Here is an 18,183-nt window from a genome sequence, read left to right on the forward strand (position 1 = left end):
TGGCCGCCCGGCTTTCCCTCGAAGACGGTGCCGGGCACATGACCGATCTATCGCTTTCAAATCAGTCTATTGCCACCAAGCCCGCGCCGCCGACCGAAGCGACTGCTTTCCGCCTGCCGACGCAATGGATCGGCGTGGCGCCGTTCTTCGTCTTCGCCCTTATGTTCCTGATCATGCCGACGCTGTATCTCGTCATCGGCGCGTTTCAGACCGGGGAAGGCGGGTTTACGCTCGACAACGTCCTGCAGTTGGTCAGCGATCCTTCGATCGCCAATTCCTATTGGGTTTCGATCAAGATCAGCTTCTGGTCGGCCATCGTCGGCGCTTTTGCCGGACTGGCGATTGCCGTGGCCATCGTGCGCGGCGGCCTGCCCAGCTGGGTTCGCTCCGCGACGCTGACCTTCTCGGGCGTCGCCTCGAATTTTGCCGGCTTGCCGCTTGCCTTTGCGTTCATCGCAACGCTCGGCCGCGTCGGCATCGTGACGGTGCTGCTGCGCGACATTTTCAATCTCAACATCTATGCCCTGGGGTTCAATTTCCTGACCACGTGGGGGCTGATCGTCGTCTATCTCTTCTTTCAGATCCCGCTGATGGTGGTGATCATCGTGCCGGCGATCGACGGCTTGAAGAAGGAATGGAACGAGGCGGCCGCCACGCTTGGCGCCACCCAGTGGCAGTACTGGCGCATGGTGGTGATACCGGTGCTGTTTCCGAGTTTCCTCGGCACCGTTATCCTTCTGTTTGCCAACGCCTTCGGCGCCATCGCAACGGCCTATGCGTTCGCCGGCCCGCAGCTCAACATCGTTCCCATCAAGCTCTATTCGCAGATCAACGGCGACGTGCTGCACAACCCGCAACTCGGCTACGCGATCGCCTTCGGCATGATCGTCATCACCGGACTGGCGAATGTCTTCTACATCTGGTTCCGGACCCGTTCCGAGAGGTGGCTGAAATGAAGTCGGGCAAATTCTGGGCCTGGGTCGTCTTCGGTATAGGCACGGCCTATTTCTTCATCCCGCTGCTGGCAACGTTCGAGTTTTCGCTGCGCATGCGGCGCGGCGTCCATTCCTTCGACGCCTATCAAGTCGTGCTCGGCGATCCGCGCTTCCAAGCGACGTTCCTGTATTCGGTGGTCGCCGCCATCTTCACCATCATTCTCGGCGTGCTGATCGTGGTGCCGGCCGCCTACTGGATCCGTCTCCGATTGCCTCAAATCAGGCCGATCGTCGAGTTCATCACGCTGCTGCCGCTGGTCATTCCGGCGATCGTCATCGTCTTCGGCTATATCCGTATGTATGGCTCGAATTCGCCGCTGCCGTTCCTGGCCAGCGATCTCGGCGCCAGCGCGTTGCTGGTGATCGGCTATGCGACGCTGGCGCTACCCTACATGTACCGCGCCGTCGACACCGGTCTTCGGACCATCGATGTCAGAACGCTGACGGAAGCAGCCCAAATCCTCGGCGCCGGCTGGGGCACGATCATCACCCGCGTCATCCTGCCCAATGTGCTGATCGCGGTGCTGTCGGGTGCCTTCCTGACCTTCGCCATCGTCATCGGCGAATTCACCATGGCAAGCCTGCTCAATCGGCCGGCATTCGGCCCTTACCTGCAGAATATCGGCGCCAATCGTGCCTATGAGCCGGCTGCGCTTGCGATCATCGCCTTCGCCATCACCTGGGGCTGCATGTCGCTGATCCAGATCCTGTCCCGCTTCGCGCCGAAATCGGCGAACCGCCCAAATTGATCGAGAGAACCACGCCATGGCCGACCCATTCCTCTCCATCCAGCACGTTCGAAAATCCTTCGGTGCCACCACGGTGGTGGAGGACTTCAATCTCGACGTCGAGCCGGGCGAATTCGTCTCCTTCCTGGGGCCGTCCGGCTGCGGCAAAACCACGGTGTTGCGTATGGTCGCCGGCTTCGAGGAGCCCTCGGCCGGCAAGATCGTCGTCGGCGGCAAGGACATAACCAGGCTGAAGCCCAATCAGCGCAATGTCGGCATGGTGTTCCAGGCCTACGCGCTGTTCCCGAACCTGACGGTGGCGCAGAACATCGCCTTCGGGTTGAAGGTCGGTGGCATGCCGAAGGCCGATGCCGACAGGCGGGTCGCCGAGATGCTCGACATCATCAAGCTGCCGCAGATGGCCGACCGCTATCCCTACCAGCTTTCCGGCGGCCAGCAGCAGCGCATCGCGCTCGCGCGGGCGATTGCGCCGAAGCCGAAGCTGCTTCTGCTCGACGAGCCGCTGTCGGCGCTCGACGCCAAGGTGCGCGTGTCGCTGCGCGAGGAAATCCGCTCGATCCAGAAGAAGCTCGGCATCACCACCATCTTCGTCACGCATGACCAGGAAGAGGCGCTGTCGATCTCCGACCGCATCGCGGTGATGTATGGCGGCAGGGCCGAGCAGGTGGGCACGCCGTTCGAGATCTACAACCGGCCGGCGACCAAATTCGTCGCCAATTTCGTCGGCACGCTCAACGTGCTGGAGGGCAAGGTCACCGACGCCGCTTCCGGCAAGGTGCAAGTCAACTCGCAGGAAGTCTCGCTGAAGGGCAAGCTCAACGGTTCGAAGTCAGGCGACACGCTGTCGCTGGCGCTGCGGCCTGAAGCCATCTCGCTGGGGCGCCAGCCCGGCCACGACACCAGCCTGTCGGGCGAAATCGCCGAAGTGCATTTCCTTGGCTCAGTCATCCGCGTGCGCGTCGGCATCGGCGGCAACACGGTATCGCTCGATACGTTCAACAACTCGGCGACACCGCCGCCTGCCGTAGGCGACAAGGCGGACATCTCCTTCTCATCGGGCGACATGCTGGTTCTGCATTGACGGCTCTGGCACGTCCTGATGCCGATAAGACATGCCAGACGGTTCTCGGTGATATACGGCCGTCATCGGCATGTCCTGCGAGCACCCCTATGAGGCGGCGCGGGTTTGCCGGATAAATCAACAGTATCCTGTCTCAGGGTACTGACAAGCTTCGCGCTTCGCCGCTACGATGAGCCATGGCGCTGTTCGAACTCACCCTTGTCCTGCTGCTCATCGCCGTCGCGCTGACGGCGGTATCGCGATGGCTGGAGGTACCTTACCCGTCGCTGCTGGCGCTTGCCGGCGTTGGGCTTGCCTTCGTGCCGGGCGCGCCGATGATCGAGATCGATCCGGAACTGGCGCTGGCGCTGTTCATCGCGCCGGTGCTGCTCGATGCCGCCTATGACACTTCACTGCGCGACCTGAAGCGCTACCGGCTGTCGCTTGCCCTGCTGGCGCTTGGCGCGGTCGTCTTCACCGCGGTGGTCGTTGCCTTTGTCGGCTGGAAGATGGCCGGCCTGCCGATCGCGGCGGCGATCGCGCTCGGCGCCATCGTCGCGCCGCCGGACGCAGTCGCCGCAAGCGCGGTGCTCAATCAGTTCAAGGTGCCGCACCGGCTGACTGCGATCCTGCAGGGCGAGAGCCTGCTCAACGATGCCACGGCGCTGCTGATCTACCGGATATCGGTTTCAGCCGCCATCGGCACACTCATGCTCAAAGACGCAGTGCCCGTCATCCTGCTTGCAACGGTCGGCAGCGTTATCGCCGGCTATCTGTTCGGCCGAGTGTCGCGGCTCACGCTGACACGCATCGAGGACGCGGCAAGCAGCACCGTGGTTCAGTTCGCCGGAACTTTCGCCGTCTGGATCATTGCCGACAAGCTCGGCCTCTCCGCCATCATCACCATCGTTGTCTATGCCATCACCATCGCGCGCACCACGCCGCGCCGCATGTCGGCCAGACGCCGCGTCAGCGCCTATTCGGTCTGGGAATCGGCGGTGTTCGTGCTCAACGTGCTGGCGTTCGTGCTGATGGGCCTGCAGGCACGGTCGATCATCGGTCGGCTGGCCGGCGATGGGCAAGGCGAGGCATTCGTCTTCGCCGCGACGGTTCTTGCCGTCGTCGTCGTGGCGCGCCTCGTCTGGGTGGCGGGATATGTCGCGATCATCCGATGGTTTGCCCGCAACGACGGCGAGGAAGAAAGGCGGGATGCGCCGACATTTGCCGGTGCCGCGCTTGTCGGCTGGTGCGGCATGCGCGGGCTGGTGACGCTGGTCGCCGCCATTGCCTTGCCGGCCGGCTTTCCCGGGCGTGACCCGATCGTGCTTGCCGCTTTCGCGGTCGTGCTCGGCACGCTGGTGCTGCAAGGCATGAGCCTGAAGGTTCTGCTGCGCTGGCTCAATTTCCCGCGCGATACGACGATCGATCGCGAGGTGGCCGAAGCGCGCGTCGCCATCATGCAGGCAGCGCTCGATGTGCTGAGCCGCAAGACCTCGTCGGCTGCCGCCGTCGTGCGCGAGCAGTACGAGGCGCAGCGGCGGATCGCCGAAAATCCCGACGACGCGCAGGCCGCGACGGAATACGACCGGTTGCGCCTCTACGCCATCAAGCGGCAGCGCGACACGCTGGAGGAACTGCGCAGCAACGGCACGATCGGCGACGAAGCCTATCACCGGCTGGAGGAGGAGATCGACTGGTCGGAACTTGCGGCGTCGCCCGCCGGAAGCTTCCAGCCGCTGACGACTTATTAGAGCGCCGGTTCGCCGATTTCCACTGGACTATTCCGCTTGCCCCGCCGGTCCATTGCAACGCAAGGGGCGGGGCGCTACTGCGATCACCAGAAGTGAGCCGGTTAATCAATGAAGCTGATCAGCTACAATATCCAGTATGGCTACGGCAGCGACGGGCGCTACGATCTCAGCCGCTGCGCCAGGCTGGTGGACGGCGCCGACATCGTCGCGCTGCAGGAGGTGGAGCGGCATTGGCAGCGCAGCAAAGAGGACGACCAGCCCGAGATCCTGTCCAGCTTGCTGCCCGCCTATTACTGGGCCTACGGCCCCGCCTTCGACATGGATGCCAGCGAGAAGCGCGATGGCCGTGTCGTCAACCGCCGGCGGCAGTTCGGCACGATGGTGCTGTCGAAGCTGCCGATCGTCTGGTCGCGGCTGCACACTTTGCCGCAGCGGCGCACGCTGAGGCCGCTCAACACCCGCAATGCGGCGCTCGAATGCATGATCCGCACGCCGGCGGGACCGGTGCGGGTGCTTTCGTTGCATCTGGCGCATATCGCGGCTGAAGAGCGGCTGGAGCAGATCGATTACCTGCTTGCCGAACATCGCCGCGCGCCGTCCGACGGCGGCCCCTGGAGTGGCGTCGATGACGAGCCGCAGCGCAACTGGTCGAACGGCCAGCCGGAACCGGAGAACCCGTTGGCGGCGATCTGGCTGGGCGACTTCAACATGGAGCCGGGCAGCGCCGAATACCGGCGCATCGTCGGCAATAGGCCCTACCATCGCGGCGCTGCCTATATCGACGGCTTCGTTGACGCCGCGGCCGTCGCCAGCGAGCAGGGGCCGGACTTCCATACGCACGAAAAGATCATCGACGGCAGGCTGGCGAAACGACGGCTCGATCATTGCTTCGTCGGCGGCATGCTGGCCGGGCGGGTGCGTTCTGTGAGCGCCGATATCGGCGAGGTGGCTTCCGACCATTTCCCGCTCAGGATCGATATCGATCTGGAAATGCCGGGCATCGCGTCAGGCCTGGCGGGCAGGTGAGGCAGGCATGACGCTGTTCGTCGTCCTGGCGGTGCTTTCGGCGGCGGCCATGCATGCGATCTGGAACGCGCTGGTCAAGGTGCATCTCGACCGCTTCCTGTCGATCACACTGATGACGCTCGGCATGGGCTTTGCGGCGCTGGTCGCGCTTCCCTTCGTCGAGGTGCCAAAGGCCGAAGTTTGGCCCTACATCTTCGCCTCGGTGATCTTCCACATGGGCTACCGCACTTTCTTGATCGGCGCCTACAAGGCCGGCGATTTCGCTCAGACCTATCCGCTGGCGCGCGGCACCGCGCCATTGCTCTCGGCGCTCGGCGGCATCGTCCTGATCGGCGAGGTCCCGGCGCCGTTCGCCATCCTCGGCATCGTGCTTCTGTCGGCGGGCACGCTGGTCATGTCGTTCCGCGGCGGCGCGCATCTGGAGAAGCTCAATTTGCGCGCGGTCGGCTTTGCGCTCGGCACATCGATCTTCATCGCCAGCTACACGCTCTCCGACGGCAGCGGCGCGCGGCTGGCGGCAACTGCGCAAAGCTATGCGGCCTGGCTGTTCGTCTGCGATGCGACGTGGGCGCTTTTGCTGTGCATCTTCTTTCGCGGGCCGCGGTCGCTTCCTGTGTTGGCGCGCGACTGGAAGGCCGGGCTGTTCACCGGCGTGCTCAGCGGCGCGGCCTATTGGATCGTGATGTGGGCAATGACCAAGGCGCCGATCGCCTCGGTCGCGTCGCTGCGCGAGACCTCGATCCTGTTCGCCATGCTGATCTCAGTGCTGGCGCTGGGCGAGAAGATGACCGTCTGGCGCGCGGCCGCGGCGCTCGGCATCGTTGCCGGCGTCGCGGCGCTCAGGATGGGTTAAAAACAGACCCTCAACCGAGCACGGTCATCACCTGGCCGCGCTTTTCCGGACTGAAGCGGATGACGACGATGAGGCAGACGGCGACCACGCCGGCAAACAGGGCCAGCGCAAAGCCGTAGCTGCTTCCCGGCGCTTCGGCGATGCCGGCCTGATAGGGACCGCCATAGGAAGCGGCGAGGTTGCCGGCCTGATAGATGAAGCCGGGCAGCGTCGCCCGCACCGAGCCCGGCGACAATTCGTTGAGATGCACCGGGATAACGCCCCAGGCGCCCTGCACCGCGACCTGCATGATGAATGCGCCGATCGCCAGCATGAAGGGCGTGGTCGTGTAGGCCCAGAGCGGGATTGCCGGCAGGGCGATCACGCAAGCGAGCGTGATGGCGTTGATGCGGCCAATCTTCTCGGACAGCGCGCCGAAGGCCAGGCCGCCGACGATCGCGCCGATATTGGCGACGATGGTGATCCAGCTCACCGTGTGCGTGTCGAAGCCGTGCTGCTTCTTCAGGAAGGTCGGATAGAGGTCCTGCGTGCCATGGCTGAAGAAGTTGAAGAACATCATCAGCACCACGGCGTAGAGCGCGATCCGCCAGTGCTTCCGCAACGTTTCTAAAAGGCCGGGCCGCGTCTGGGCGCGGCCTTCGACGAAGGCCGGCGATTCCGGCACATGCGAGCGGATGAAGAGCACGATCAGCGCCGGCAGGAAGCTCAGGAGGAACATGGCGCGCCAACCGAAGGTGAAGTCGCCGATCTTCTGCCCGTAGAGCAGCCCGTAGACCACCGCGGCCAGCAGATAGCCGGCCGGATAGCCGCATTGCAGAATGCCCGAGACCGTGCCGCGCGCGCTTGGCGGAATGGATTCCATGGCGAGCGAGCTGCCCAGACCCCATTCGCCTCCCATGGCTATGCCGAACAGGGCACGCAGCGCCAGGAATATGCCGAGATTGGGCGAGAAGGCGGCCAAGGCGCCGATCACCGAATAGCTGACGATATTGAGCATCAGAATGGGCTTGCGGCCATATCTGTCGGCAAGCACGCCGAAGAAGAACGCGCCGATGAAACGCGTCGCCAGTGTCAGGAACAGTGCTTTGGAGACCGCCGGCACGTCGGTCTGGAATTCAGCGGCAATATCGGTGAGCAGGAATGTCAGAAGGAAGAAATCAAAAGCGTCGAGTGTCCAGCCGAGGAACGACGCGGTTACGGTTTTCTTCTGCTCGGGGGTGAGGTTCAAGGCAGTGCTCCTTTTGCATCCCCCGAAAGCACGATATGTTCCAGGGCGGGCAAAAGAGAACGGGACGGCCGCCGGATTTGAGCCGGCGAGCGGTCACATTTGCGTCACCTCCAGATCGATGACCATCAGCCCGTCGGTGCCGCCTTCGAGCGCGGCGACCAGGCGCGCGCCGGCGCGCTGATGCGCCTCGTGAACGAGGTAGGCGTCGCGGGCGGCGGCATCGCGGAAGTCGATGGTGAAACCGTGACCGAAGCCGCGCCCGAACGGCTCCGGGCTGACATTGGCGCTGAATTGGACCCTGTCCATGCCGGCGATAACGGCGCGCAAGGCTTCGAGATCAGCGTGAATCGCCGCGCGCTCGATTTCAGGGACGTCGTCGCGAAAGCGGACAAAGACGCAATGCCGGATCATCGTTGATGCCTCATGCCGCCTGGTTGCCCTTGAACACGGCCGGCGGCAGCGGCTCGCGGCCGAGGATGAGATCGGCGCCTTTTTCCCCGACCATGATCGTCGGCGCATTGGTGTTGGAGGAGGGAACGCGCGGCATCACCGACGCATCGCAGACGCGCAGACCTTCGATGCCGCGCAGCCTCAAATCCGGCGTCACCACGGCCATCGCATCATGCCCCATGCGGCAGGTGCCGACGGGGTGGTGGTCGGTCTTCGACGTGCGGCAGGCGTAGTCGAAAAGGTCCGCGTCGCTTTGCAGGGCAGGGCCGGGCAGCACCTCGCGCAGCACATAGGGCTGCAGCGCCTTCTGCCGCATGATCTCGCGAGCCAGCCGCAGGCCCTTGATCGACATGTCGCGGTCGTAAGGATCGGACCAGTAGTTCGGATCGATCAGCGGGTGGTCGGCCGGGTCGGCGCTCTTCAGTCGCACCGTGCCGCGCGAGCGCGGGCGCAGGAAGGCGGAGTTCAGCGTCACGCCCGGATTCTTCAGCTTCTCGACGCCGGCCTCGATGCCGGAGCCGAGGCCGAGATGGAACTGGATGTCGGGCGAGGCGGCGGTCGGGTCGGCGTACCAGAAGCCGCCGGTCTCGAACAGGCTCGAGGCGACGGGGCCCTTCTTGAGCAGCAGATATTGCAAGCCGGCCCACATCGTGCGGTGCAGCTTGGCGTAATTGTCATAGGTGTGGTCGCCGGTGCATTCGGCGATGACGAACAGGTCGAGATGGTCCTGCATGTTGGAGCCAACGCCGGGCAGGTCATGCACCGGCGTGACGCCGACCGATTTCAGATGGTCGGCCGGGCCGATGCCCGATTGCATGAGGAGCTTGGGCGAGCCGATCGCGCCCGACGAGACAATCACCTCGCGTTCGGCGCGCAGGATCGTCTTTTCGCCACCCGGCTTGCCGACGATCTCCACGCCGACGGCGCGACCCTTCTCGACGACGACGCGGGTGACGAGCACATCGGTCCTGAGCGTCAGGTTCTTGCGGCTGCGGATCGGCTTGAGATAGGCCACGGAGGCCGATGAACGCCGCGCATCCTTCTGCGTCAGCTGATAGTAGCCGACGCCTTCCTGGCTGGCGCCGTTGAAGTCGGGGTTGAACGGAATGCCCATTTCCTGCCCGGCGCGAAAATAGGCCTCGCAGATCGGCAGCGGCGAGATCGGGTTGGAGACGCCGAGCGGTCCCTGGTCGCCATGGAAATCGTTGGCGAAGCGCTGGTTGTTCTCGGCGCGCTTGAAATAGGGCAGCACATCGCGATAGCCCCAGCCGGCCAGTCCCTCTTCCTTCTCCCAGGCGTCATAGTCGCGGGCATTGCCGCGCGTGTAGATCTGGGCGTTGATCGATGAGCCGCCGCCGACGACCTTGGCCTGTGTGTACCAGAAGACGCGGTCCTTCATGTGCCTCTGCGGCACTGTCGACCAGCCCCAGGAGGCGATGCCCTTGGTCATTTTGGCAAAGCCCGCCGGCATGTGGATCAGCGGATGCCAGTCCTTGCCGCCGGCCTCCAAAAGCAGAACGGAATTGGACGAATCCTCGCTCAGCCGGTTGGCGAGAACGCAGCCGGCCGGACCGGCGCCGACGATGATGTAGTCAGCCATGGTTCCTCACAAGCGTGGCACGGAGAGCGCGCCGTCGACATCGATGACCGATCCGGTCGAAAAGGCGAACTTTCCGGAGGCAAGCGCGGCCACGACAGTGCCGATATCGCCTGCCTCGCCCCAGCGTTTTGCCGGCACCAGCCCACCCTCGATCAGCGCGTCATATTTGGCGGAAACGCCAGCCGTCATATCGGTTCGGATGATGCCCGGCCGGACCTCGAACACGCCGATATTTTCGGGTGCGAGCCGCAGCGCCAGGTTCTTCACCCACATGGACAAGCCGGCCTTGGAGATGCAGTAGTCGGCACGTTCCGGCGAAGCCATGGCGGCGCTCACCGAGGTGATGGTGATGATCGATCTGGCATGGTCGCCCGGTGTTGCGAGCATCGCTTTGCCGACGGCCTGGCTGAGGAATACCGTGCCGCGCAGGTTGATGTTCAAGGCGCGGTCGAAATTCTCCGGCTTCAGCTCCAACAGGTCGCCGCGCACCACAGCGCCGACGCCGGCATTGTTGACCAGGCAATCGATGCGGCCGAAGGCGTCCATGGCTGCTTCGATCAGTTTCGAATGGCGGGCGAGGTCGGCGATATCGCATTGAGCGTAGGCGAATTTCACGCCGCGTGCGCCGATATTCTCGGCAAGGCCCTTGGCGGGCTTCTCGGCAAGGTCGGCGACAAGGACGTCGAAGCCGGCGTCCGCCAGCGCCTCGGCGCAGGCGAGGCCAATGCCCCGAGCGCCGCCGGTGACAATGGCCGCGGGGCGGGTCATTGGAGACTAGCCTTTTGAACGTTGGCGCTGCCCCTCATCGCCCTGCCGGGCACTTCTCCCCGTATAGTGACGGGGAGAAGGATGCTGTCGCCGGCGCTTTCGCCAATCGCCAGAGCTGCAGAGTGGGTGCCGGCGTTGCAGCCAGCCTTCTTCTCCCCGTTTACGGGGAGAAGGTGCCGGCAGGCGGATGAGGGGCGGCGCCGACCTATCATGAAGAAAGCTCCGTCTTGCGGATGTAGTCCGCCACGCGCAGCGCTTGCGCCGCGATCGACAGCGCCGGGTTGACGGCGGCCGATGTCGGCAGGAAGCCGCCGTCGACGACGAACAGGTTTTGATGGTCCCAGGCGCGGCAGAAGGGATCGAGCGGCGACGTTGCCGGGTCGTTGCCCATCTTCACCGTGCCGCACTGATGCGAAGGCGTGCGCTTGTCGAAGGGCCGCGACAGCACGATCGGATAGCCGCAGGCGCGAAGGTTCTCGCGCATGACCTTGGTCAGGCCATCCAGCGACTGCATGTTGGAGCGCCGCCATTGCATGATGATCTCCTTGCCGTCGACCATGATGCGGCTTTCGGGATCGGGCAGGTCCTCGCACATCAGGTACCAATCGACGGCGTGGCCGGCCATGAAGTCGAGCACGAATTTCGGCATCCTCTTCACATTGGCCTTCAGCATGTTGCCGTCGATCTTGCCGAGCAGCTGCACATTGCCGAGCGGCTTGCCGCCCTTGCCGTCGGACAGATAGTAATCGTTGAGCATCAGCGTCTTCTGGTAGACGCTATCGTTGCGGCGGCGCGGGTCGATCGCCAGCATCGCGCTCGAATTGTGGTTCATGAAATTGCGCCCGACCTGGTCGGAGCTGTTGGCGAGGCCGTTGCCGGCAGCGGAGGGCGAGCGCAGCAGGATGGCGGCCGAATTGATCGCGCCGGCGGACAGGACGACGAGCTTCGGCGACAGCGTCTTGTGGGCGCCGTTCTGGGTGTAGTGGATGGCGGCGATCGACTTGCCGTCCGGCGCGGTTTCGAGCCAGTCGACATGCGCGCCGGTCTCGAGCCGGATGTTCTTGTCGGTGAGCGCCGCCGTCAGCGGTCCGGTCTGGGCGTCGATCTTGCCTTGGCCGGTGTTGGGGAAGGCGTCCCAGCCCGTCCTGCCGTCCTTCAGCCAGGTCTCGATGTCGACGCCCAGCGGCAGCGAAGCGGGGTGCAGTCCAAGGCTCTTCAGCTCGGCGCGGGCGCGCGCGATCGGTGGCTCGTCCGGCACCGGCTTGAAGGCATAGGGGATCGAATGGAACGGCTCGGTCGGGTCTTCGCCCAGCGTGCCGCGAACCCGAAACAACTGCTCGGCCTTCGAATACCATGGCTCGAATTCGTCATAGGAAAACGGCCAGGCCGGCGAGACGCCGCCGAAATGCTCGAGCTCGGAAAAATCCTCCTTGCGATAACGGATCAGGACCGCGCCGAAGAACTTCGAATTGCCGCCGACATAGTAGTAGTTGCCCGGGTTGAAGGCAGCGCCGCCAGCCTCGCGCCACATCTCCTTCGGCCGGTAGTGCTCGTCGATGAAGATGGAACGCGTCGAGCGCGCATGCGGCGTCGCGGGCAGCGGCTCGCCGCGCTCCAGGATCAGGATCGAGGCGCCGCTGCCGGCCAAGCCGGAGGCGATCGTGGCGCCGCCGATGCCGGAGCCGATGATGACGATATCCGGGTTTGCCATAGCTTTTTAAAGAATGCGCTTCTCGGTCGCCGGGTCGAAGAACACCGCCTTGCTGAGGTTGAAGGCCAAGGGCGTGCTGGTGCCGGGCTGGATATTCGCATCAGCTCTCAGCCGCGCCACCACGCCCTTGCCGCCCAGATTGGTGACAGCGAACGTATCCGATCCCGCCGGCTCCACCACTTCGATATGGCAGTCTGCGGTGGCGATGTTCGAACCGTTGCGTTCCGCACCTTCCGGGTCGGTCAGCGCTTCGGGGCGCACGCCGAAGATCACCGGCTTATCCTTGAAGGCCGCAAGGCCGGTGGGCGCGCCGGGCATCGGCAGCACGATCGGCTGGCGCGCTTCGCGGTCCAGAACCACCGACAGCCCGCTGCCGTTAGCATCGATCTTGGCCGGGATCAGGTTCATCGCCGGCGAGCCCATGAAGTCGGCGACAAAGATGTTGGTCGGGTTGTTGTAGATTTCGGCCGGCGTGCCGAATTGCTGCACCTCGCCGTCGCGCATGACGGCGATCTTGGTCGCCAGCGTCATCGCCTCGATCTGGTCATGCGTGACATAGACGATGGTCGTGCCGGTCGTGGCATGCAGGCGTTTGATCTCGATGCGCATGTCGACGCGCAGCTTGGCGTCGAGATTGGAGAGTGGTTCGTCGAACAGGAAGAGTTTCGGGTCGCGCACCAGCGCCCGGCCCATGGCGACGCGCTGCCGCTGGCCGCCGGAAAGCTGACTGGGCTTGCGGTTGAGGAGATGGCCGATCTGCAGGATCTTCGCCACCTTGTCGATCGCCGCCTGGCGTTCCGCCGCCGGCACGCCGCGCATCTCCATGCCGAAGGCGATGTTGCCGGCAACCGTCATATTCGGGTAGAGCGCATAGCTCTGGAACACCATGGCGATGTCGCGCTTCGAAGGATGCAGGTCGTTGATCGCGCGGCCGTCGACGCGGATCTCGCCCTCGGTGATCTGCTCCAGGCCGGCGATCGTGTTGAGCAGCGTAGACTTGCCGCAGCCGGAAGGGCCGACGAGCACCAGGAAGCCGCCCTTTTCGAGCTCGACATCGATGCCCTTCAGGATCTCGACATTCCCGAAGCGCTTCTTCAGCCCATCAATTTCCAGAAAAGCCATGGTCGTTCCTTCCGAATGTGGTCAGCCCTTGACCGCGCCCGCCATCAGCCCGCGCACGAAATAGCGGCCGGCGACGACATAGACGATCAGGGTGGGGAGCGCGGCAATCATCGCCGCCGCCATGTTGACGTTGTATTCGACGACGCCGGTCGAGGTGTTGACGACGTTGTTCAGCGCCACCGTCATCGGCATCACGTCGCCGGAGCCGGCATAGGCAGAGGCGAACAGGAAGTCGTTCCAGATGTTGGTGAACTGGTAGATCACCGTCACAACGATGATCGGCAGCGAATTGGGCAGCATGATGCGCCGAAATATCTGGAAGAAGGACGCGCCGTCGACCTGTGCCGCCTTCACCAACTCGGTCGGGAAGGCCTCGTAATAGTTGCGGAAGAACAGCGTTGTGAAGCCGAGGCCGTAGACCACATGGACGAAGACCAGGTTCACGGTCGAATTGCCGAGACCGAAGTTGAACCCGGTCGCGTTCTGCAGGGTGACGCCGAAGCGGCCGAGGCTGCCGAGGATCGTGGCCATCGGCAACAGCACCGACTGGAACGGGATGAAGCAGGCGAACAGCATCATGGCAAAAACCAGCGTATGGCCGCGGAAGCGCCATTTGGTCAGCACATAGCCGTTGAGCGCGCCGAGCAGCGTCGAGATCAGCACCGCCGGCACGACCATTTTGATGGAGTTCCAGAAATAGCCCTTCATGCCGACGCAGGTCAGGCCCGAGCAGACTTCGCTCCACGCCTTTATCCATGGCGCGAAAGTCGGCTCATGCGGCAGCGACAGCATGTTGCCGTTCTGGATCTCGTCCATGGTCTTGAACGAGGTGACCAGCATGACGAAAAGCGGCATCAGATAGAAGATCGCGAACAGCCCAAGCAGGCCGTAGATGACGATGCGGTTGATTGTCCTCGCACGGGCGCCGCTTGCGGCTTGGCTGGCGGGTGAAGCGACGGCGCTCATCGCGACTTCTCCCTGAGCTCGGAATAGAGATACGGAACGATGATGGCGGTGATGGTCATCAGCATGATCACCGCGCTGGCCGAGCCGACCGCCATCTCGTTGCGCTTGAAGGTGAACTCATACATGAAGTTGGACGGCAGCCAGGCTGAGCCGCCGGGGCCGCCGCTGGTCAGCGCCACGACAAGGTCATAGGACTTGATGGCCAGATGCGCGAGCACGATGAAGGCCGACAGGAAGACGGGCCTGAGCAGCGGAATGACGATGCGGCGGTAGAGCTGGAAGGTGGACGCGCCGTCGATCTGCGCGGCCTTCATGATCTCGCCGTCGATGCCGCGAAGGCCGGCCAGGAACATCGCCATGACGAAGCCGGACGCTTGCCAGACGCCAGCGATGACCACCGTGTAGATGACGAAATCCTTGTTCTTGATCCAGTCGAAATGGAAGCTCGTCCAGCCCCATTGGTGCAGCGTCTGTTCCAGCCCGAGGCCGGGATCGAGGAACCACTTCCAGGCGACGCCGGTGACGATGAAGGAGAGCGCCATCGGGTAGAGGTAGATCGGCCTGAGCATGCCTTCGCCGCGGATCTTCTGGTCGAGCAGGATGGCCAGGAACAGGCCAAGCGCCAGGCAGATCAGGATGTAGAGGAAGCCGAATATGCCCATATTGGTGATCGAGGTGTACCAGCTCGACGGCGGGTCGCTCTCGAAGGTCCAGCGCCACAGCCGCTGATAGGCGCGGGCTCCGGTGACGGCATAGGACGGGAATGTCTTGGAATTGGTGAAGGACAGATAGATCGTCCACAGGATGAAGCCATAGACGAAGACGATCGTCGCCGCGAAACTCGGCGCCAAAACGATCTTCGGCAGCAGATCCTGCAGCCGCGACCGAACCGACGCGCCAGGACGGGCGTCATGCTCCGGTGTCAGCTTGATCCGGGTTTCGGCAACTGTGCTCATAGGCTCGTCCAGTACCGGTTGGTCGGAAACCGCCCGGCGCGAAACGCGCCAGGGTCTTTCCCGCGCCTTTGTCGACGGGAGACCTCCCCCACCGAAGCGGGGGAGATCCGAGTTCAAGCAACGGCTACTTGGCGTCGTCGATAGCCTTGACCAGCTCGGTCACGGCCTCGTCGGAGGTCTTGATCTGACCATGGACGAACTTCGACACGACATCCTTGTAGGCGTTCGCGACGGCCGGTGGGGCGCCGTAGCCCTGGGCCAGCGAGCCGAACAACGTGCCGCCCTCATTGGCCTTCTTCAGGTCGGCGATGCCCTTCTTGCCGCAAGCGTCGAAGTCGGTATCAGGCACGTCGGTGCGGGCCGGGACCGAACCCTTCACGACGTTGAAAGCCGACTGGAAGCTCTTCGACAAAGTGGCGGTGGCCAGAGCGACCTGAGCGGCCTTGCGGTCCTCCGGCACGTTGAACATGCCGAACATGTCGGAGTTGTAGATCACCGAGCCGTCGGTGCCCGGGAAGCGGTAGCAAAGGAAGTCGGTGCCCGGGGTCTTGTTGGCTGCGTGGAACTCGCCCTTGGCCCAGTCGCCCATGACCTGAACCAGCGCATCGCCTTTGATCACCATGGCGGTGGCGAGGTTCCAGTCGCGGCCCGAGAAGTTCGGGTCGACATATTTGACGAGCTTGGCGAGGTTGTCGAACGACTTCTTCATCGTGTCGGACTTGAGCGACTCCTCATCGAGGTCGTTCATCGCCTTCTTGTAGAATTCCGGTCCGCCGGTCGACAGCACGACGGAATCGAACATGGTCGCTTCCTGCCAGTTCTGCCCGCCGAGCGCCAGCGGGATGACGCCCGCGGCCTTGGCCTTGTCGAGCAACGCCACGAAATCGTCGAAGGTCTTCGGCTCGGTGCCGCCGATCTTCTCCATCACCGCCTTGTTGATCCACAGCCAGTTGACGGAGTGGACGTTGACCGGGGCCGCGACCCACTTGCCGTCATAGACGGAGAATTTCTGCAGGGCGGCCGGAACCGACTTGTCCCAGCCTTCCTTCTTGGCGGTCTCGGTGAGGTCGCCCATGACGCCGGCGGCGGCATAGTCGAGCACGGTGTAGCCGAGCATCTGCGAGGCGGTCGGATAGTTGCCGGCCGCGACCATCGCCTTCAGCGCGGTCATGGCGGCATCGCCGCCGCCGCCGGCCACCGGCACGTCCTTCCAGGCATAGCCTTCCTTGGCCAGATCCTGCTTCAGCACGTTCAGAGCAGCCGCTTCGCCGCCCGACGTCCACCAATGCAGCATCTGCACTTCCTTGACGTCCGCGGCGTGCGCCGAGAACGCAAAGCTCGTCGCAAGAGCCGTTCCGATAAGCAGTTTGCGCAACATGTACTACCTCCCTTGTTGCATTCACAGAACCGGCGGGTGTCCGCCGGGGTCTCCCAACTCAGCCGACCCACCACCCGGTGCGCTGGCCGCGATGAAACTGGATAGTCTTTTCCTCGGTATAATCCTCGACAGCGCGTTTGCCGAGTTCGCGTCCCAGACCCGACTGCTTGTAGCCGCCGAAGGGCAGTTCGGGATAACCTTCCATGAACGTATTCACCCAAACCGTCCCCGAACGCACGCCGCGCGCCACCGACATGCACGTGTCGATACCGGCGCTCCACACCCCTGCAGACAGACCATAGGGCGTGTTGTTGGCAATGCGCAATGCCTCTTCAATCGTTTCAAAAGTGAGCACGGACAGCACTGGCCCGAACACTTCCTCGCGCGCGATCGCCATATCCTCCGTGACGTCACGGATGATGGTCGGATCGAGATATTGACCGGCGTTGGATGGAAGCCGCGCGCCACCGGCGAAAACGCTGCCGCCGTCGGTTTTCGCCGCTGTCACATAGCCGGCTACCTTTTCCATATGGTCGGCCGAGATCATCGCGCCGACCTTGGTGCGGTCGTCGAGCGGATCGCCGACGCGGACCTTCTGGGACAGCGCCTTGACCGCGTTGAGGAAGTCGTCGGCGATCGCCTCATGCACGATCAGGCGGCTGCCGGCATTGCAGCATTCGCCGGCGTTGAAGAAGCCGCCGAACACTGCGGCATCCGCAGCGGCCTCGAGGTCGGCGTCGGGGAAGACGATCTGGCCGTTCTTGCCGCCGAGTTCCATCGAAACCTTCTTCAAGGAATCGGAAGCGGCGGCCATGGTTGTCTTGCCGACACGGGTCGAGCCGGTGAAGGAGACCATCTCGACCAGCGGATGGGCGACCATCGGCGCGCCGACATCGGCGCCGTAGCCTGCGAGAATGTTGACGACGCCGGCCGGCAGCCCGGCCTCGAGCAGGATGTCGCCGAGCACGAAAGTGGAAGCGGACGTCATCTCGCTCGGCTTCACCACCGCCGTGCAGCCGGCGGCGAGCGCGAAAGGCAGCTTTTGGCTGACGATCAGGAAAGGGAAATTCCACGGCGTGATGATCGAGACGACGCCGAGCGGCTCGCGCAGCACGACGCCCAGCATGGAATCGCCGAGATTGGCGTAACTTTCGCCATGCAGCGTGCGGGCAAGCGAAGCGGCATAGCGCCAGATGTCGATCGCGCCGCCGATCTCGCCGCGCGCCTGAGCGATCGGCTTGCCGGATTCCAGCACGTCGAGACGGGCGATCTCTTCCAGCCGGGTCTCGATCAGGTCGGCCGCCTTCAGCAGAACCGCCGCGCGTTCCGACGCCTTCATGCGCGGCCACGGGCCGGTCTCGAAGGCCTTGTGCGCGGCCTGCACCGCCGCCTCGACTTCCGCGGCGCCCGCTTGCGCATAACGGGACACGACGAAGCCGTGGCCTGGGCTGGCGCGCTCTATGCTGCGGCCGTCGCAGGCATCGACATGCCTGCCGTCGATCAGCAGCTTGTAGGCCTTCGGCGCCTCAGACGCCTCGGCCGGCATGGCAATGTTGAGCGGTGCGTTCAT

General features: G+C 63.9%; 16 protein-coding genes. 6 read left to right on the forward strand and 10 right to left on the reverse strand.

What is annotated here, in order from left to right; all coding sequences use genetic code 11:
- Positions 1 to 161 precede the first annotated feature (161 nt).
- From CK219_RS08290 to CK219_RS08315, 6 genes are all read left to right on the forward strand, one after another.
- Complete coding sequence (locus CK219_RS08290) at positions 162 to 956, forward strand: ABC transporter permease subunit (RefSeq protein WP_224524636.1); 795 nt, start codon at positions 162 to 164, stop codon at positions 954 to 956.
- On the forward strand, positions 953 to 1,744 hold the full coding sequence (locus CK219_RS08295) for an ABC transporter permease (RefSeq protein ID WP_095766296.1): 792 nt from the start codon (positions 953 to 955) through the stop codon (positions 1,742 to 1,744). The genes CK219_RS08290 and CK219_RS08295 overlap by 4 nt, the downstream gene beginning before the upstream one ends.
- 16 nt (positions 1,745 to 1,760) lie before the next feature.
- Positions 1,761 to 2,825: an ABC transporter ATP-binding protein gene (locus CK219_RS08300; protein ID WP_095766297.1), complete on the forward strand. Its 1,065-nt coding sequence runs from the start codon at positions 1,761 to 1,763 to the stop codon at positions 2,823 to 2,825.
- A gap of 176 nt (positions 2,826 to 3,001) precedes the next feature.
- Positions 3,002 to 4,555 (forward strand): sodium:proton antiporter, encoded by a 1,554-nt coding sequence (locus tag CK219_RS08305; protein ID WP_095766298.1) that lies wholly within the window; start codon positions 3,002 to 3,004, stop codon positions 4,553 to 4,555.
- A 108-nt stretch (positions 4,556 to 4,663) separates the two neighbouring features.
- Positions 4,664 to 5,581, forward strand: a complete 918-nt coding sequence (locus tag CK219_RS08310; RefSeq protein WP_095766299.1) for an endonuclease/exonuclease/phosphatase family protein — start codon at positions 4,664 to 4,666, stop codon at positions 5,579 to 5,581.
- A 7-nt stretch (positions 5,582 to 5,588) separates the two neighbouring features.
- Complete coding sequence (locus CK219_RS08315; RefSeq protein ID WP_095766300.1) at positions 5,589 to 6,434, forward strand: EamA family transporter; 846 nt, start codon at positions 5,589 to 5,591, stop codon at positions 6,432 to 6,434.
- A gap of 10 nt (positions 6,435 to 6,444) precedes the next feature.
- On the opposite strand, the gene CK219_RS08320 is transcribed toward CK219_RS08315, so the two are convergent.
- The 10 genes from CK219_RS08320 to CK219_RS08370 all read right to left on the reverse strand — a co-directional run bounded on the left by CK219_RS08320 (position 6,445) and on the right by CK219_RS08370 (position 18,183).
- Positions 6,445 to 7,662 (reverse strand): MFS transporter, encoded by a 1,218-nt coding sequence (locus CK219_RS08320; protein ID WP_095766301.1) that lies wholly within the window; start codon positions 7,660 to 7,662, stop codon positions 6,445 to 6,447.
- Between the two features lie 93 nt (positions 7,663 to 7,755).
- The gene (locus CK219_RS08325) at positions 7,756 to 8,073 is read right to left on the reverse strand and encodes a Dabb family protein (RefSeq protein WP_095766302.1); all 318 of its coding nucleotides are present in this window, start codon (positions 8,071 to 8,073) and stop codon (positions 7,756 to 7,758) included.
- A gap of 10 nt (positions 8,074 to 8,083) precedes the next feature.
- Positions 8,084 to 9,712, reverse strand: coding sequence for a choline dehydrogenase (locus CK219_RS08330; protein WP_095766303.1), 1,629 nt, complete (start codon positions 9,710 to 9,712; stop codon positions 8,084 to 8,086).
- Between the two features lie 6 nt (positions 9,713 to 9,718).
- A complete protein-coding gene (locus CK219_RS08335) occupies positions 9,719 to 10,480 on the reverse strand; it encodes a 3-ketoacyl-ACP reductase (protein ID WP_095766304.1) in 762 nt (253 codons plus the stop codon).
- 208 nt (positions 10,481 to 10,688) lie between these two features.
- Positions 10,689 to 12,191: a GMC family oxidoreductase gene (locus CK219_RS08345; protein WP_095766305.1), complete on the reverse strand. Its 1,503-nt coding sequence runs from the start codon at positions 12,189 to 12,191 to the stop codon at positions 10,689 to 10,691.
- Positions 12,192 to 12,197: 6 nt separating this feature from the next.
- Complete coding sequence (locus CK219_RS08350) at positions 12,198 to 13,313, reverse strand: ABC transporter ATP-binding protein (protein WP_095766306.1); 1,116 nt, start codon at positions 13,311 to 13,313, stop codon at positions 12,198 to 12,200.
- A 21-nt stretch (positions 13,314 to 13,334) separates the two neighbouring features.
- Positions 13,335 to 14,279 (reverse strand): carbohydrate ABC transporter permease, encoded by a 945-nt coding sequence (locus CK219_RS08355; protein WP_095766307.1) that lies wholly within the window; start codon positions 14,277 to 14,279, stop codon positions 13,335 to 13,337.
- Positions 14,276 to 15,235, reverse strand: coding sequence for a sugar ABC transporter permease (locus tag CK219_RS08360; RefSeq protein ID WP_095766308.1), 960 nt, complete (start codon positions 15,233 to 15,235; stop codon positions 14,276 to 14,278). The genes CK219_RS08355 and CK219_RS08360 overlap by 4 nt, the downstream gene beginning before the upstream one ends.
- A 124-nt stretch (positions 15,236 to 15,359) precedes the next feature.
- Entirely contained in the window at positions 15,360 to 16,613 is a 1,254-nt protein-coding gene (locus tag CK219_RS08365; RefSeq protein WP_095766309.1) for an ABC transporter substrate-binding protein, read from the reverse strand.
- 58 nt (positions 16,614 to 16,671) lie between these two features.
- The gene (locus CK219_RS08370) at positions 16,672 to 18,183 is read right to left on the reverse strand and encodes an aldehyde dehydrogenase family protein (protein WP_095766698.1); all 1,512 of its coding nucleotides are present in this window, start codon (positions 18,181 to 18,183) and stop codon (positions 16,672 to 16,674) included.

The sequence above is a fragment of the Mesorhizobium sp. WSM4313 genome, assembly GCF_002294725.1.
In the GTDB taxonomy this organism is placed as follows: domain Bacteria; phylum Pseudomonadota; class Alphaproteobacteria; order Rhizobiales; family Rhizobiaceae; genus Mesorhizobium.

Bases quoted from the DNA above. Each gene is read 5' to 3' on its own strand.
- CK219_RS08290 (WP_224524636.1), top strand. From the start codon at position 162: ATGTTCCTGATCATGCCGACGCTGTATCTCGTCATCGGCGCGTTTCAG.
- CK219_RS08295 (WP_095766296.1), top strand. From the start codon at position 953: ATGAAGTCGGGCAAATTCTGGGCCTGGGTCGTCTTCGGTATAGGCACG.
- CK219_RS08300 (WP_095766297.1), top strand. From the start codon at position 1,761: ATGGCCGACCCATTCCTCTCCATCCAGCACGTTCGAAAATCCTTCGGT.
- CK219_RS08305 (WP_095766298.1), top strand. From the start codon at position 3,002: ATGGCGCTGTTCGAACTCACCCTTGTCCTGCTGCTCATCGCCGTCGCG.
- CK219_RS08310 (WP_095766299.1), top strand. From the start codon at position 4,664: ATGAAGCTGATCAGCTACAATATCCAGTATGGCTACGGCAGCGACGGG.
- CK219_RS08315 (WP_095766300.1), top strand. From the start codon at position 5,589: ATGACGCTGTTCGTCGTCCTGGCGGTGCTTTCGGCGGCGGCCATGCAT.
- CK219_RS08325 (WP_095766302.1), bottom strand. From the start codon at position 8,073: ATGATCCGGCATTGCGTCTTTGTCCGCTTTCGCGACGACGTCCCTGAA.
- CK219_RS08330 (WP_095766303.1), bottom strand. From the start codon at position 9,712: ATGGCTGACTACATCATCGTCGGCGCCGGTCCGGCCGGCTGCGTTCTC.
- CK219_RS08335 (WP_095766304.1), bottom strand. From the start codon at position 10,480: ATGACCCGCCCCGCGGCCATTGTCACCGGCGGCGCTCGGGGCATTGGC.
- CK219_RS08345 (WP_095766305.1), bottom strand. From the start codon at position 12,191: ATGGCAAACCCGGATATCGTCATCATCGGCTCCGGCATCGGCGGCGCC.
- CK219_RS08350 (WP_095766306.1), bottom strand. From the start codon at position 13,313: ATGGCTTTTCTGGAAATTGATGGGCTGAAGAAGCGCTTCGGGAATGTC.
- CK219_RS08355 (WP_095766307.1), bottom strand. From the start codon at position 14,279: ATGAGCGCCGTCGCTTCACCCGCCAGCCAAGCCGCAAGCGGCGCCCGT.
- CK219_RS08360 (WP_095766308.1), bottom strand. From the start codon at position 15,235: ATGAGCACAGTTGCCGAAACCCGGATCAAGCTGACACCGGAGCATGAC.
- CK219_RS08365 (WP_095766309.1), bottom strand. From the start codon at position 16,613: ATGTTGCGCAAACTGCTTATCGGAACGGCTCTTGCGACGAGCTTTGCG.
- CK219_RS08370 (WP_095766698.1), bottom strand. From the start codon at position 18,183: ATGAACGCACCGCTCAACATTGCCATGCCGGCCGAGGCGTCTGAGGCG.